This is a genomic window from Achromobacter sp. K91, assembly GCF_003576205.1.
GTDB classification, from domain to species: Bacteria; Pseudomonadota; Gammaproteobacteria; order Burkholderiales; family Burkholderiaceae_B; genus Achromobacter; species Achromobacter aegrifaciens.
Map to the genome: position 1 here is coordinate 87,989 of NZ_QWFB01000036.1, position 12,689 is coordinate 100,677.

Annotated in this window: 21 protein-coding genes; 5 read left to right on the forward strand and 16 right to left on the reverse strand. The window is 61.4% G+C overall.

What is annotated here, in order from left to right:
- Positions 1-2: 2 nt before the first annotated feature.
- From DXK93_RS18500 to DXK93_RS18530, 7 genes are all read right to left on the reverse strand, one after another.
- Positions 3-647 carry a PIN domain-containing protein gene (locus tag DXK93_RS18500; RefSeq protein WP_199728314.1) on the reverse strand — a complete coding sequence of 215 codons (645 nt, stop codon included), beginning with the start codon at positions 645-647 and terminating at the stop codon, positions 3-5.
- Positions 648-743: 96 nt separating this feature from the next.
- Positions 744-1,433 (reverse strand): glutathione S-transferase family protein, encoded by a 690-nt coding sequence (locus DXK93_RS18505; RefSeq protein ID WP_054450186.1) that lies wholly within the window; start codon positions 1,431-1,433, stop codon positions 744-746.
- Positions 1,434-1,617: 184 nt separating this feature from the next.
- Positions 1,618-1,872 carry a helix-turn-helix domain-containing protein gene (locus tag DXK93_RS18510; protein WP_199728305.1) on the reverse strand — a complete coding sequence of 85 codons (255 nt, stop codon included), beginning with the start codon at positions 1,870-1,872 and terminating at the stop codon, positions 1,618-1,620.
- Between the two features lie 110 nt (positions 1,873-1,982).
- The gene (locus DXK93_RS18515; RefSeq protein WP_147400250.1) at positions 1,983-2,852 is read right to left on the reverse strand and encodes a hypothetical protein; all 870 of its coding nucleotides are present in this window, start codon (positions 2,850-2,852) and stop codon (positions 1,983-1,985) included.
- A gap of 1 nt (position 2,853) precedes the next feature.
- Entirely contained in the window at positions 2,854-3,108 is a 255-nt protein-coding gene (locus tag DXK93_RS18520; protein ID WP_119450789.1) for a hypothetical protein, read from the reverse strand.
- On the reverse strand, positions 3,108-3,308 hold the full coding sequence (locus DXK93_RS18525) for a hypothetical protein (RefSeq protein ID WP_119450790.1): 201 nt from the start codon (positions 3,306-3,308) through the stop codon (positions 3,108-3,110). The genes DXK93_RS18520 and DXK93_RS18525 overlap by 1 nt, the downstream gene beginning before the upstream one ends.
- A 3-nt stretch (positions 3,309-3,311) precedes the next feature.
- A complete protein-coding gene (locus tag DXK93_RS18530; RefSeq protein ID WP_119450791.1) occupies positions 3,312-3,860 on the reverse strand; it encodes a hypothetical protein in 549 nt (182 codons plus the stop codon).
- Between the two features lie 66 nt (positions 3,861-3,926).
- Between DXK93_RS18530 and DXK93_RS18535 the strand changes: the two genes are divergently transcribed.
- Positions 3,927-4,454, forward strand: coding sequence for a hypothetical protein (locus tag DXK93_RS18535; protein WP_147400251.1), 528 nt, complete (start codon positions 3,927-3,929; stop codon positions 4,452-4,454).
- Positions 4,455-4,569: 115 nt separating this feature from the next.
- Positions 4,570-5,214 (forward strand): hypothetical protein, encoded by a 645-nt coding sequence (locus DXK93_RS18540; RefSeq protein ID WP_119450793.1) that lies wholly within the window; start codon positions 4,570-4,572, stop codon positions 5,212-5,214.
- A 3-nt stretch (positions 5,215-5,217) separates the two neighbouring features.
- On the opposite strand, the gene ssb is transcribed toward DXK93_RS18540, so the two are convergent.
- The 7 genes from ssb to DXK93_RS18570 all read right to left on the reverse strand — a co-directional run bounded on the left by ssb (position 5,218) and on the right by DXK93_RS18570 (position 9,217).
- Complete coding sequence (ssb, locus tag DXK93_RS18545) at positions 5,218-5,721, reverse strand: single-stranded DNA-binding protein (protein WP_119450794.1); 504 nt, start codon at positions 5,719-5,721, stop codon at positions 5,218-5,220.
- Complete coding sequence (locus tag DXK93_RS18550) at positions 5,721-6,392, reverse strand: hypothetical protein (protein ID WP_119450795.1); 672 nt, start codon at positions 6,390-6,392, stop codon at positions 5,721-5,723. Before DXK93_RS18550 ends, ssb begins: the two co-directional genes overlap by 1 nt.
- Entirely contained in the window at positions 6,385-7,218 is an 834-nt protein-coding gene (locus DXK93_RS18555) for a hypothetical protein (RefSeq protein ID WP_119450796.1), read from the reverse strand. The genes DXK93_RS18550 and DXK93_RS18555 overlap by 8 nt, the downstream gene beginning before the upstream one ends.
- A 7-nt stretch (positions 7,219-7,225) precedes the next feature.
- Positions 7,226-7,972 carry a hypothetical protein gene (locus tag DXK93_RS18560; RefSeq protein ID WP_119450797.1) on the reverse strand — a complete coding sequence of 249 codons (747 nt, stop codon included), beginning with the start codon at positions 7,970-7,972 and terminating at the stop codon, positions 7,226-7,228.
- Between the two features lies 1 nt (position 7,973).
- The gene (locus DXK93_RS32010) at positions 7,974-8,138 is read right to left on the reverse strand and encodes a hypothetical protein (protein ID WP_158598564.1); all 165 of its coding nucleotides are present in this window, start codon (positions 8,136-8,138) and stop codon (positions 7,974-7,976) included.
- Between the two features lies 1 nt (position 8,139).
- Positions 8,140-8,412, reverse strand: a complete 273-nt coding sequence (locus tag DXK93_RS18565) for a hypothetical protein (protein ID WP_119450798.1) — start codon at positions 8,410-8,412, stop codon at positions 8,140-8,142.
- A gap of 352 nt (positions 8,413-8,764) precedes the next feature.
- Positions 8,765-9,217, reverse strand: a complete 453-nt coding sequence (locus tag DXK93_RS18570) for a DUF1566 domain-containing protein (RefSeq protein WP_119450799.1) — start codon at positions 9,215-9,217, stop codon at positions 8,765-8,767.
- Positions 9,218-9,851: 634 nt separating this feature from the next.
- On the opposite strand from DXK93_RS18570, the gene DXK93_RS18575 reads away from it, so the two are divergent.
- The gene (locus DXK93_RS18575) at positions 9,852-10,199 is read left to right on the forward strand and encodes a hypothetical protein (protein WP_147400253.1); all 348 of its coding nucleotides are present in this window, start codon (positions 9,852-9,854) and stop codon (positions 10,197-10,199) included.
- A gap of 45 nt (positions 10,200-10,244) precedes the next feature.
- Here the strand turns inward: DXK93_RS18575 and DXK93_RS32345 are convergent, their stop codons facing one another.
- Together DXK93_RS32345 and DXK93_RS32155 are read right to left on the reverse strand one after the other, a co-directional pair.
- Positions 10,245-11,321, reverse strand: a complete 1,077-nt coding sequence (locus DXK93_RS32345; protein WP_233564567.1) for a S24 family peptidase — start codon at positions 11,319-11,321, stop codon at positions 10,245-10,247.
- 340 nt (positions 11,322-11,661) lie between these two features.
- Positions 11,662-11,826, reverse strand: a complete 165-nt coding sequence (locus DXK93_RS32155) for a hypothetical protein (RefSeq protein ID WP_199728306.1) — start codon at positions 11,824-11,826, stop codon at positions 11,662-11,664.
- 38 nt (positions 11,827-11,864) lie between these two features.
- Here DXK93_RS32155 and DXK93_RS18590 point away from each other — a divergent pair, with 38 nt between their 5' ends.
- Together DXK93_RS18590 and DXK93_RS18595 are read left to right on the forward strand one after the other, a co-directional pair.
- Positions 11,865-12,179 carry a CII family transcriptional regulator gene (locus tag DXK93_RS18590; protein WP_119450801.1) on the forward strand — a complete coding sequence of 105 codons (315 nt, stop codon included), beginning with the start codon at positions 11,865-11,867 and terminating at the stop codon, positions 12,177-12,179.
- Complete coding sequence (locus DXK93_RS18595; protein WP_119450802.1) at positions 12,179-12,610, forward strand: hypothetical protein; 432 nt, start codon at positions 12,179-12,181, stop codon at positions 12,608-12,610. The genes DXK93_RS18590 and DXK93_RS18595 overlap by 1 nt, the downstream gene beginning before the upstream one ends.
- Positions 12,611-12,689: the final 79 nt, after the last annotated feature.

Sequence of the window (12,689 nt, forward strand, 5' to 3'; positions counted from 1 at the left end):
GTTCAGGCGCCGCCGTTCTGCGCGGCGTCGCGCGCCAGCAGGTTCTTCAGGCCATACAGGCGCTCGCGGTGCAGGGTCGCCAACAGCGGCTCGGGCTCACGCCCCAACGCCACATAGTCCGCGGGCACCTGTGCCGCCGCCGCACGGATGGCGTCGGGCGCGGCCTGCCACCATTGCGTCAGCATGCGGTCGGGGTTGTAGACGTCCAGCCCCTGGCGCCGCAGTTCGGAACGGTTGAAATCCTTCAGATTCCAGGTCAGCACCTGCACCACCGGCGGCTGTTGCAGACCGCAGCGCGCGCGCCGCGCCAGGCCGGCCGCGATCACGTGGAAGTCCTTGGGGTCGCTGTAGCGCAAGGAGGCCTCGTAGACCTGGGTGTCCGTCTCGCGGGCGCCGGGAAAGCGCGCGTTCATGTCGTCCCACATCTCCATCATCACCTCGGGCGGGATCTCCCAGATGCGCGAGGCGTTGCGGCGCCATTCCTCGCCGATGCGGTCGGTCCAGACCGGCGTGTACACGCCGGCCTCGGCCAGCCTGAGCAGCAGGCGGCGCAGGATGCCTGACATGAGGACGCAGGCGTCGAGGACGATGAAGGGCGGGGAGGAGGAAGCGGCGGTCAAGTGAGGTCTGAAGCCCCGCCGGCGCATGGCGGGCAGGGCGAAAACGTGGAAAACGAGGCGCAAGAATAACGTTTTTGGAAGCCGTCCGGGGCGGGCGGCCGCGCGCGGGAAGGGCGTCAGGCCTTAACCGAGTTCGGCGCGCACGGCATTGCACAGGCTCACCAGGTTGCGCCGCGATACCAGGCACTGTTTGAGCGGCGTGTCGATGGCGTAGAAATAGATATTGGCGAGAAAGCCGTAGAGCCCCGCGTCCACGCTACCCGGATTGGGGCCGAACATGAAGCCGTTGTCGCCCAGCAGGCTGGAGACGGCCTCCAGGTCGGCGATCCCGCGCGCATAGGCGTCTTCGGGGGCGTAGCGGCCTATGCCTTGGTAGTGGTAGCGCTGGAAGTTGTATTGGCGGGCGGCTTCCAGCTGCTCGGGCGTGACGTCCGGGTGGGCGTCCAGCAGCGCGCGGCGGAAGGTCGGCCAATAGCGGTCATCGCGCCAGCGCGAATAGGACATGACCCAGTACAGGTCGTCCAGCGCGCGGCGCACCAGCAAGTCCTGGCGCTGCTGCTCGGGCGTGAGGGAATCGTCGATGGTCAGTTCGTACTGGCGCTTCAGGTAGGCGATGATGGCGTCGCTGTCGCCGATGCGCAGATCGCCGTCGGCGATGTAGGGCAGCTGGCCACGCGGGGCGGACTGCACGTCCAGCGTATGCCGGTGGTCGAACGGCAGCCGGCAGAGCTTCAGGAAGGCGTAGATCTTCAGGCCGTAAGGGTTGTTGTCTTCCAGCCCATAGAGTCCGGGGTACGAGTAGAGGGTGATCATGGCGCGCTCCCTGGTTACCGGACTAGATTAGATCGGCGGGGGCAATTTTGCGCGCTTCAGTTTGACGAGGCAGGCGTTCGCCGGTTTGCGACGAAGGATGGACGCCTGGCCTGTGGCGGGGTGGTGCCCGAGACCGGAATCGCAGACTCAATAATAATGCGGGTCTCGGGCTGGTGTGGGGAAATTATGGGGAGTCTGCGAGCAGGAGAGCATCCACTTGCTCGATGGGGATCAAACCGCAGCTGTTGAGGCGCAGCTTACCCGATTGCATGAGCTTCCTCACGGTCGGGCGGCTCAGCCCGAGCATTTCGGCGGCCTGCGTGATGTTGACTTGTACGGGGCGGGGGTGGCGCTGCGCGTAAAGCTCAACGGCGCGCATCGCGACCTGTAAATCGCTGTACGCCTTGGAGTGGTCGAGAGTGGTCGCTTGCATGGTCATGCGCCTTACCTCCTAATTGCGTTGGGGGCGCTTCGCCCTGTTCGGCATCATCAGCCCTACGGCGATGCCTATGATGATTGCGAGCGGGACCGCGAGTGCATAGAGTGCAGTCATGATTGCTCCGGTTGCGCGGACAGGGCGGCACTAGGCTGCGTCTTGAGTGCGCGGATGAATAAGACGGCCTCGGATAGAACCTCTTTGCCTGGTCGTGAAATGAATTCGTTGGCGATTTGGCCCGCAGATGCGCGAGAGACGAAGTAGGTGGCGGGTATATGGTTTTCGAGCAGAGCTGCAACTTGCTCCAGCGTTGCGTTACGGACATCCGCGATTCCATTGGCAGTGAGGTCAATGCCCATCCAAGGCACCGCCTCGCTGGCCTGGGGCGCGGCATGATCGTAAAGCGGCTTCCCGCCCTTGCGGCCACCGCTGAAGCTGTCCGAGCCGTTGTATTCGACATCCAGCAGCAGCCCGTCCCTGTCGCGAGTTTCCAACACGTAGCAGTAGGGCTGTTGCGCCTCCCCGGCTACAGGGGCGCTTGCCAAGCCCAGCACGCGGCGCAACGCCCATTCCGCTTTGTTGCTCGGCCCCATCGAGTACCCCGGCTGGTCGTCCGGCAACTCATCGAGTGCGTCGAGCGCGTCACCCAGCGCCGAGGCGTTGGCGCGATCAACCTTGACGCAATCGCCATCGTCCTCCGCATCGTCGGCAACGTTGAACGCGGCGCGCGCCACGGAGATCAATCCTGTGATGGCGGTTCTTTCGATATCAGAAAGCCGCTCATCGGCTACAGGGGCGCGCAGCTTGGACAGCAGGGCGGATTCGATGGCGCGGGCGAACGCGATCTTGTCGGCGTCGGTCAGAGGATAGGCGGCGCTGGGGTCGCTGACATAGCAAGCCCAGCGGTGCAGGATCATGGCATCCGTCAGCACGGCTCCGTGCGGTGCCGCCTGGGCGGCGGGGGTATTGGTCTTGTCGGTCATTTCAGCCACCATTGAGCATGAGTTCGTGATAGGCCACGCGCATCAGATCGCGGCCCCTTTTGAGAACGTTGTGGTTGGCCCCGATAAGCTTCAAGCCAATCATGATTTGCGTGAGGGTGTGCCCGGAGCAGTAGCCGCAGGCCGCTTTGAGTACGCCGATTTCGATCAGCTTGCGGTGGTCAGCGCCGCCGAAGTTCGTGCCATGAAACGCGGTTTCCAGCTCCTTCTCGCTGACGACTTTTGCGGTGTCTGTCATCATCCCTCCTGCCCAGCGGCATTGTTGAACGAAGGATGCGGCGGCAGCGGGCACCAGTCAGGAACAGCCGACGCGATGCCGTTTTGCGTGCTCTGCTCGGGCAGCGGCTGAAAGTTGAACTTGGCGCACTCGAAGCGGCCGTAGTGCCGTTGCTGGAAAGGGCAATCGGCGCATGTCGATACAGGGATGCAGCGGATCATGTCTCACCCCTCCTGCTGCTGAGAGGCGGAAAGGGCGGCGAGGCGGCGGCGCTCAATGTCTTCATCCGCCTTCTCGGCCCACTGGCTGCCGTGCTTGAGGTAGAAGCCCAGCAGGTAGTGGATAACGGTGGCTTGCTCTGCCTCGGCCTTCTTGGCGATCTCGACGCCGCCCAACCGCAGCAGTTGAGCGATCCGAATGCAGGCGAAGTTCGGGCGGCCCAGGATGTCGATCAGGTCGGCATTCAGTTCAGGCAGGTCCTGCGCATCGCTAGCAGCGGGAGCGGCAGCGCGCTGTACGAACTCGACCGACCGTTCCGTGGGCTTCTCGACTTCGATCCACGGCCCGAACCGGCTGCGCTGCTCGAAGTGATAGACCTTCGCATCGTCCTGTGCGCTGGCGGGAGGGGTGGGGGCAGCCGCGAGCATGGCGCGATAGTTGGCCTTCCAGTCGGGAAAAGTTTCGCCTCGCTGTTCGTAGTCGTCCTCGGCAGCGGTTTCCATTTCGTCGGTCGGCCCAACGGGGACAAGCTTCCATTCGTTCTTTTCAGACATTGTTCAGGCTCCGGTGATATTGGGATACGATGCGGCCTCCGAATGCGAAGATTGAGGGCAAAGGCCGTGTTCCATGACTTCATGACTCTTAGCCAGACCGCCGCTGCGTGGGCGTCTGCAATTGGCACTACTTTTGCCGCCTGCGTTGCGCTATGGCTGGGGCTTGCCGAAACCAGGAGGCGCGAAGAGATAAGGCAGGCTGATGCGAAAGTTCTGCGTCTTATGGCCGCGCCTGAACTTCACAGCATCGACGTTGCCTTGAGTTTTTTCCCGAGGGCTCTGAATGAGATAGTCCAGACTGCAGGCATGGCGGACTACAAGCACCTGCACATCGACGCCCTACACACGATTGCCGCGAAATTGCATACACCGGTACTCGATCGTGGCTTCGACAAGATCAGCAGCCTGGAAGCCGATGAGACAGTCGTCGTCTCGCTCCTTTGCGGTGAGATTCCCCGTTTACGCTTGGCTTTGGAGGACTGGATCGCTAGGTACGACACTTTGGACAGCTTTGTGACGCTCGCAAGCAACTGCAAAGAGCGTACGAGCGACATCCGCGAACTGATCCGCCAGCTTCCATTTGTTGACTACTGAGACATGCCCGACGGCTATTACCCATTGCCCCGTGTAGTCGGCATGTTTTTCTTCGGTTTATTAGTGCTTTGGCCTTGAGCTTTAGGTAGGATGCGCGCTCGTAAAGGAGATGGACATGCCTAGGCGTTACCAATTCATTTTGGCAGTGCTGGTTCTTGGTTTTTGCTCGGTGCTGGCGAGGTATTGGCCGACTAATAGCGGTGAGTGGGCCAGTTGGGTTCAGGCTATTGGCTCAATCGGCGCTATTCTCATCGCGGTTTGGGTATCCCATCGGGACAACCGAAACGCGGTGGATCGTGCAGCACTTGCGGAGCAGGAAGAGGGAAGGAGAGCGCCGGAGGCGCTCGCCACCGAACTAACAGTCCATTGGAAACACTATCAAGATGTAGCGGGAGCAGCAATCGAGAGGCATCCCGCGGGGATGGCCTTTAAAAACTACTGGTTGCCACCTGAAAATCCGTTCCCGATGTTTCATGGCTATGCCGGGAAGATGCATCTAATAGCGAACGCGGACCTCCGTAGGCAGTTGGTGTATGCGTACTCAAGCTTCCAGACATTGTTCACGGCGTATAAATCTAACAACAAATCCATGGACGAGTTGAATGAAATTAATCGCCTGATGTCGCAGAATCACAATCAGGCGAACGCATTGGGCTCAGTCGTCATAGAGCGAATGACCCGCTATAGCGCATCCATTAGGAATGCGCACGAACGGGCGAAGGATGCCACTGCTAAAGTGGCAATGCTCCTCGAAGGGTAGGAACTAGAACGGGATGTCGTCGTCCATGTCGGCGAGGTTGGCTGCCGGCGTCGACTGGGGCGCCGCGCCGCGCCGCTGGCTCGCATACTCGTTGCGTTGGGGCACCGGGCGTTGCGCCGGCGCGCGCTGCTGGCGTGGCGCGTCGTCGTAGCCACCGCCGCCGCCCTCATCGCGGCCGCCCAGCATCTGCATCTGGTCCGCGATGACCTCGGTGCTATAGCGGTCGGCTCCGGTGTCCTTGTCCTGCCACTTGCGCGTCTTGAGCCGGCCCTCGATGTAGACCGAGCGGCCCTTCTTCAAGTACTCGCCGGCGATCTCCGCCAGGCGGCTGTACATGACGACTCGATGCCATTCAGTTTCGTCCCGCTTCTCGCCGCTCGTCTTGTCCTTCCAGGACGACGTGGTGGCGACGGACAGATTGCAGACGGCCGCGCCGTCCGTGCTGTAACGGACCTCGGGGTCGCGGCCCAGGTTGCCCACCAGGATGACTTTGTTGACGCTGGCCATTACGCGGCTTCCTTGAACAGTTGGGGATGGACCTGGTCGAAGTCTTGGATGACCTCGGCGAAGTAGTCGCGGGCGGCTTTGACCTTGGCGATCATCTCGCGCTCTTTCTCGAAGTCGCGCTCGATGATCCAGGACGTGAGCCGTTGGTGTTCGGGGATGTGCGACACCAGGTGCATCTGGATCGGCTCGAAGCCGATCAGCCGCTCGGGTGTGTCGACCAGCGCGTAGTTCACCTCCCACTGATCGGCGTCCCACAGCATCATGTAGCCGCGCATCTGCCACTCGTAGCCGCTGTCGATCGCGTCAACCAGCCAGCCCGGGAATGTCTTCGCTGACCATGACGACTTGAGGTCATGACCGCGCCGGCGCTCGGCGTCGTAGAGGTCGCATTCCCCGGTAATCCAGTCGTTGGTGCGGCGCTCGGCATTCTTCACCAAGGACAGGCCGCGCACGCGGTTCAGAAGGGCGATCGACTGGTCCTCGACCTCCAGACCCTTCTGGATTTCCTTGCTGGAGAATTCGAAGTCGATGCCCAGAATCTCCTGCTGGGCCAGCTCGCGGATGTAGGTCTTGGCGCCGACCGAGAGGACTTCACCCGCCTTGATGGCGGCGGCGGTCGGGTTAGCCATCAGCTTGCCGATGCTCGAGCAGCGGAACTTGATATCACGCATTGCTATCTCCTTGGGGTTGCTTGATCTCTGCGCCGCGCTTCTGCACCGCGGCGGCGAATTGCTTGTATCCATCCTGGTCGCGCGCGGCCTGGAACACCTTCACCCCAGCCTTCATGGTGGCGCGCAGCTCGTCTTCGGTTGCGGCGGCGTGGGCGCGGGTGACCCATTCCGTGCGGACCTCTTGCATGTGCGCCTCGCGGTCGTCTTCGGCCAGGTGCCGCACGAGTTCGGCGTCCAGGTCTTCCAGGTCCTGGCTGAACATGTCGCTGGCGGCGGTCACGTTCAGAACCATGGCGATCTTGGCGCGCTTGCAGGCCATCTTCAGGACGGTGTTCGCAAGGTCTGCGGGCTCGGTGCGGATCTGCTGGACGGTGTAATGTCCGCCCGACTTGCGCCCGTATTTCGTGCGCTTCATGTCGGCCGGCGTGCCTTCGAACTCCGCGTCGCAGACCGCCTTGCGCCAGCGGTACTTCTCTTCGTCGGTGGACGCCTCTCCCAGCCCAGACCCGAGGGCCACGCCCGTGGCCTGGTGTCGGCCGATGCACTTCACGCGATACCGCACCGCGCCGGCCGTGGAAAGGTCGACGATCTCGTACTCATCGGCGATGCGGAAGGTCATGCACAGCACCTCGGCGCCGGGCTTCAGCAGTGTCGGCTTCTCGCCCGCGCCGGGAATCGCTCCGTAGTGCACGTTCGGCTTCATCACCGAACGCATCACTTCCTGCACAGCGATCACGTGGCGCGTGACGTCGGCGACCGAACTGCGGCCGTCCTGCTGCGGGACGATGCCGGGCTGCCGGGCGGGGGCTTCGATAACGTCGTTCATGGCATCCTCAGTAGGTGATTCGGATGTTGGGGATCAGGCCCTTGGCGATCAAGGTGACCGCCTGCTTGGCGCAGTCCTCAGGCACGCCGCCGGCGACGAACGCATCCAGGGCGGCGCGGTTGATGCTTGCCTTGTGCGCCTTGTCTTCCTCGCGGCGCCGGATTTCGGCTTCTTCTGCTGCCTTGGCGTCGGCCTGGCGCTTGATTTCGGCGTGGCGCGCGTCCTCGGCGGCCTGGACCCGGTCCCGCTCGGCCTGCTCAGCGGCCAGGCGTTCACGTTCCGCCGCGGCCGCGCGGTCGATCTCCGCCTGTTTCTCGGCGGCGATGCGGCGCTGATCGGCCAGCTCGGCTTCCAGGCGGGCCGTCTCGGCAGCAGCCAGCGCAACAGCTTCTCGGCGCGCGGCGGCGTCGCGCTCCGCCTGGGCCCGCTGATCCAGCGGTGCGCGGACCTCATCAGCCAGCGCGTCCAGGACGTCGCGCATGCGCTTGCGCTCTGCGTCGATCTTCTTCGGGATATCCTTCAGGCGGTCGACCTGCTCCTTGCCGACGCCATCCAGAGCGGTCTTCACCTTGCGGACCTTGAAGGCCAAGCTGGCGATCGCGTCACGGCCTTTCTTGGTCTTCAGGTCCGGAACGTGGCCCGTCACCTCGGCGCGGATCTTGTCGAGCCAAGGGTCCAGGCCGCCGGGCTTGGAGTAAACCTGCAGCGCAGTTTCCGCCGGCGGCAGCTCGGCAAGTTGGGTCGCTTCGGTCATGTCAGTCCTTGGCTGCGTATTTGGTTGTTCCATCACCCGCGAGGCGGGCAGCTTCGTCTTCCTGTTGCAGGACAGACATGACCCCGACGATGGCGCAGATGATCGAAAAAATGCCCACGGCGGTGTGGGCATCGGTTTGAAGCAAACGGCGAATTAGTTTCTTCATGTCATCCATCCAGTTCGATCTGCACGGCGTCTAGAATCTTTCGTTGGAGGCGCGCTATCTGCGAATCGCCGCTGCGCATCACTGCGCGCAGCATGTGTTCGGCGTCGTACACGTCCAGATCTCGGAACAGGTCCGTCTCCATCAACCGTGCCGCCCACCAGTGCGAGTTATGCCCATCAGAATCCCAGGCATGGATTGACTGCATGACCTCGCCAACCTCTTGAGGCGAAGTCGTCAAGGCTTCTAGGTGTTCGTCACCGTGGATTCGGTCCATATCACCACCCGATCAGAAGAAATAGGACGCCGAACGGCACGAGCAGTTAGGGCGCCCAGTATTTGAAGTTGTGGAACATGGCTGCTCCGTAGGAAGAGGTGCAGCCCTCTGGCCAATCCTTCACGGCGTTCGGCCGGTCACGCTCCGTGCGCACAGATTGCTGTAGGCCGATTGCTTGAAAGGCGGGAGAGGGCTGCGGTAAGACGTAGATGCTCAAGTCAGCGCACCCCAATGCCGGAGGGACGCACTTTTCGCGGAGTGGGTTGTGGCATGGCGGATGCCGTAGGGATGCGTTGGCCTGAGCAGCCAATGGGAGATCGCCCCGGCAGGCCGGGGCAAAGGGATTAATTGATCAAGCGATGATGCTGCGGACGGGACGAACTCGGAACTCGTGGAAGCGGCCCCAGCGGCTGACGTAGCCGTCCTCGAAATACACCGCCCAGGCGGTGCCGGAGCCATAGGGCGTCGAGGTCCAGGTGTATTCGCCGTCGTCATTGAAGCCTTCCGCAGCTACCACTTGCAGCAGCTCACGATGGGCCGGCAGGTAGAAGTCGGCGTGGCTGTCGGCCGTGTATTCGGAGGCAGCCAGGGCTGCAGGATGGCCGCCACGCTCCAGCAGCTTGCGGGTATTCTCGGCGCCGTCCAGATCCGAGTAGCCTTCCAGCTTGTCGCCGTAGCCGCCGAATTCGAATTCACCATCCAACGGAGCGACCGCGGCGAAGAGGTGGCGACCTTGGGCCGTCAGGCCGATGTAGATACCGCCTTGGCCTTCGGCGTACTGGCCAATTACGAATGCATTGCTCATGGTTTCTCCAAGTTCATGAAAATGCCGGAACTCGGATGAGTTGGCATTCAGATGAATCTGGGGCAACGCACCACCTAGCTACTCCCGCTCATCGCGGCTCCAGGTAGTGCGCTGCCTCTTCAACCAAGCCGCGTTCTATAGCTCCACTCCCGGAGCCAGGCGCGACCTGGTAGCCGTCGATCTTCTTCAGGGGTAACGGGTTGAGCCCTGGGCCTATACGCGCTTTCGCGCCATTGGCTTGTTTATCTCTTGCGGTTTGTTAAAGAGCAGTACTGCTGGTGCTGCAGCGTCGCGGTGCTGGCCTTTGGCCTAAGCGGTGCGAGTTGTGCTGCGTTGAAAGAATAGTAGCAATCGCTACGCACCAGAGCAATAGCAAATGCTACGCTTTTTTGTAACAGGCGAAAAAATGCCCGCTCGAGGCGGGCTGGTTGACGGGAAGACTTAGTAGGCTGGTGTGGCCCAGAGCGCCACTAGCACTACTAAGAGCCAGATTATGATGCGGGTCATCAAACGCTCCTGTAGCTAGGCTACTGTTCACCTAGTACATGGATAGTCATGATCAATTGGAGATATTCGTGGCGCGACTCCAGCGGTAGGCTACGATCGAGAATCGTCTAGTTACAGGGAGCTGGCAATGGGTACCGCTTGGCAAAGCGCCGTGTTGGGGCTGATCGTCTTGATGCCGTTGTCTGTGAGGGCAGCGGAAGCGCCAGCTGGCGCCAACAGTAGATGCATTGACGTGGCGGCGGCGCATCAAATCGTGGCGGGATCCAGGAACGCGCAGCTGTATCCCGACCAAGCCCTGGCCCAAATGAAGGGCGACAAGTCGTTCAAGTTCTCGGACAGCGAATTGAAGGCGATAGTCAACAACGTCTACTTCGGCAGCGCGAGCCAAATTGCGCAACCGATGACCCTGTACAAGGCCATTTATGAGGCATGCCTGAAGGGCGGAACTGACACGCGCTGGAAGCCGCTCAAATAAAAAGGCCACCCGCAGGTGGCCATGACACATGATGTCAGGTGGTCATCACTGGCGTATCCATTGGCCAGCTTCGTCATCCCGGAGCCTGGCACCAGCCCAGACGACCTGACCCAGCACGCGCACAGGCGTGCCATTCTCGAGCGGGATGTCAGGGTAAGCCGGATTGAATGACCGCGCCACCCATTGCTTGGTCAGGCGATCCCGCGTCACCGTCTTCACGATCATCTTGCCGTCGTAATTGATGGCGTAGACGCCGCCCGCGGCTAGGTCGCGTACGGTCAGATACTCATTCGGCACAACCAGGAGCGCAGCTCCATCACGAATGATGGGCTCCATGCTGTCGCCTTTGGCGTAGACAACCCTGGCTTTCCCTGCATCCGCGCCCACGGCACGCAGGAACGAGCGGCGGAAGTGCATCACGCCGGTCTGCTCCTCAAGGTGGTTCTCGATGCCGTCGCCCGCAGCTAGGCGAACGTCGGCCATCTCCGGCACCTTTTCGAACTTGTCGTTCGCTGCATATGGCTCGCCAGGGCCGACATTGGCCACCACTCCAGTCTGAGTGCTAATCCGGATCTTGGGATTGGCTTCTGCCTGGTGTGTTGTATTTCCGCCTTCCCAGGGGGCAGGGGGGAGGCCTTGGATTCGCATGGGGAATGCATCGTCTGCATGGTCCATGTCGACCAAGCCGCCGGGCTTATGTGAACGCAGTGGGATGACAACTGCGTGCTGCGGCGCAGGCGGTGGGGAGACGTTCAGGCCGATTTTCAGTTGTGCGATGGCAAGCGCCAGTGCGCCCTCCAGCGCCGTGAGCTGGCTGGCCGGAAGGGCTCGGACATCCGCAGCCGCGATGGTCTTAAAGGGCCAGTCGGCATGGTCAGAAGCGGGCGCAACTGGCGCCTCAACCCCCTCCAAATCAAACCAGCCCTTCATTCCAGGCATCGCCTCAATGGCCCAGATGGTCTTTTCTGTGACGGGGCGAATGCCCGAAAGCATTTGACGAACGAATGCGCCGTCTTTGTAGCCAAGGCGGCGTCCAAAGTCGGTCTTATTCCCTTTTGATACGTGGTCCACGGCTGCCGAAAGACGTGCGATCCGGAACTCGTTTAGCTCTATCTCGTTCATGGGCGGAAAAGTAGCATGTGCTACGGGTGCATTTGCTACTTGCGAAACGTAGCAAACGCTACTAGTATGTGCGCATGGACCTGAACTCATACCTGTCTTCCCCTGGCGCCCTGACTGTGGCGCAGCTCCGTGCGCGCATGGTTGAGCTTGGCTACGACGTCAAAAATGACGCCCAGATACGACAGTGGCGCACTCGGTACAAGGACCGCCTTCCGTCGCCCGAGAACTGCGTTGGCCTGGAATTGGCTACGGATGGAGCTATCCGCCGTCAGGATCAGCGCCCAGACGACTTTCTCCGCATCTGGCCCGAATTGGCCGAAGAGGCGAGGGCGGCATGACATCAATGCACCGTCGCCTGTTCGCGACCCTCTGTCGCCCAAGCCATGCGGTCACGCTCGGCGCACAGCTCCTGAAACAAGTCCATGACTGCCTTTTCGCTCGGATCTTCAAAGACCCGGCGGGCCAAGTCCTGGGCGCTGATCAACAACTTTTCCGTTTCGGTCACGAAACACACCTCGCTCTTTGTTCATAAGGAAGTACTCGATGAGCACGCAACCAGTATCAGCCGAGCAGGTTGAAAGCACACGCAAGAACGGTGCACGGATTCAAGGTGAAGTTTTGCGGCGACTTGCAGAAGTCACCCAAGACCGTGCAGCCGATTTCATGGGCACCTCCGCCAGCACTATTAGCCGGGCGAAAAATGACCTTGAACAGATGTGCCAATTGCTCGCCGCACTGGGTTTCCAGTTGTCGCCGTCTAACGCCATGGTTATCAGCCGGCAGGAACTATTCGCCATGAAGACGATGTTGGCGAAGTACCTGCAGGCCGAAGTCGAAAACCAAAATCGGAGCTTGTAATGACCGTCCCTGTCGCTTTCCAAGGCGAGGTCATGCTCGCCGGCTGGTCCCAGACCCACAACGGGGGGGCCAAGGTCACGTTCTGGCTTAGCGACGAGGATGACTTGGCGGCCTTCAAGGCCATGACGGTTGCCAAGGGCAAGACGGCGGGCCAGCGCCTCGCAGTCGTGGCGGTCGAGATTGGCGACGACGAACAGCCTAAGCCTCAGCCTGAACAGCCCAAGGGTGGAGAGCTGGCAAAGCTGGCTGGAATGTTCTGCCAGTCAGTGGAGTTCTGGGAATTCTGCCGCGCTGACGACGCCGACGAAGCCCGCGACTGGATCCTGCGCGTGTGCGGCGTTCAAAGCCGCCGAGACCTGGATCACAACCCTACTGCCGCGAAGCTCTTCCATGAGCGCATTCGCAAGCCCTACATGGAGTCGCGGAAATGATGCAAGGTATTTTGTTCTGCATCTCGCTTTGGATCGCCTTTTATGGCGGCTGGATGTTCGCGCATTCAACTGTGGCGGC

Bases quoted from the DNA above. Each gene is read 5' to 3' on its own strand.
- DXK93_RS18500 (WP_199728314.1), bottom strand. From the start codon at position 647: ATGCGCCGGCGGGGCTTCAGACCTCACTTGACCGCCGCTTCCTCCTCC.
- DXK93_RS18505 (WP_054450186.1), bottom strand. From the start codon at position 1,433: ATGATCACCCTCTACTCGTACCCCGGACTCTATGGGCTGGAAGACAAC.
- DXK93_RS18510 (WP_199728305.1), bottom strand. From the start codon at position 1,872: ATGACCATGCAAGCGACCACTCTCGACCACTCCAAGGCGTACAGCGAT.
- DXK93_RS18515 (WP_147400250.1), bottom strand. From the start codon at position 2,852: ATGACCGACAAGACCAATACCCCCGCCGCCCAGGCGGCACCGCACGGA.
- DXK93_RS18520 (WP_119450789.1), bottom strand. From the start codon at position 3,108: ATGACAGACACCGCAAAAGTCGTCAGCGAGAAGGAGCTGGAAACCGCG.
- DXK93_RS18525 (WP_119450790.1), bottom strand. From the start codon at position 3,308: ATGATCCGCTGCATCCCTGTATCGACATGCGCCGATTGCCCTTTCCAG.
- DXK93_RS18530 (WP_119450791.1), bottom strand. From the start codon at position 3,860: ATGTCTGAAAAGAACGAATGGAAGCTTGTCCCCGTTGGGCCGACCGAC.
- DXK93_RS18540 (WP_119450793.1), top strand. From the start codon at position 4,570: ATGCCTAGGCGTTACCAATTCATTTTGGCAGTGCTGGTTCTTGGTTTT.
- ssb (WP_119450794.1), bottom strand. From the start codon at position 5,721: ATGGCCAGCGTCAACAAAGTCATCCTGGTGGGCAACCTGGGCCGCGAC.
- DXK93_RS18550 (WP_119450795.1), bottom strand. From the start codon at position 6,392: ATGCGTGATATCAAGTTCCGCTGCTCGAGCATCGGCAAGCTGATGGCT.
- DXK93_RS18555 (WP_119450796.1), bottom strand. From the start codon at position 7,218: ATGAACGACGTTATCGAAGCCCCCGCCCGGCAGCCCGGCATCGTCCCG.
- DXK93_RS18560 (WP_119450797.1), bottom strand. From the start codon at position 7,972: ATGACCGAAGCGACCCAACTTGCCGAGCTGCCGCCGGCGGAAACTGCG.
- DXK93_RS32010 (WP_158598564.1), bottom strand. From the start codon at position 8,138: ATGAAGAAACTAATTCGCCGTTTGCTTCAAACCGATGCCCACACCGCC.
- DXK93_RS18565 (WP_119450798.1), bottom strand. From the start codon at position 8,412: ATGGACCGAATCCACGGTGACGAACACCTAGAAGCCTTGACGACTTCG.
- DXK93_RS18570 (WP_119450799.1), bottom strand. From the start codon at position 9,217: ATGAGCAATGCATTCGTAATTGGCCAGTACGCCGAAGGCCAAGGCGGT.
- DXK93_RS18575 (WP_147400253.1), top strand. From the start codon at position 9,852: ATGGGTACCGCTTGGCAAAGCGCCGTGTTGGGGCTGATCGTCTTGATG.
- DXK93_RS32345 (WP_233564567.1), bottom strand. From the start codon at position 11,321: ATGAACGAGATAGAGCTAAACGAGTTCCGGATCGCACGTCTTTCGGCA.
- DXK93_RS18590 (WP_119450801.1), top strand. From the start codon at position 11,865: ATGAGCACGCAACCAGTATCAGCCGAGCAGGTTGAAAGCACACGCAAG.
- DXK93_RS18595 (WP_119450802.1), top strand. From the start codon at position 12,179: ATGACCGTCCCTGTCGCTTTCCAAGGCGAGGTCATGCTCGCCGGCTGG.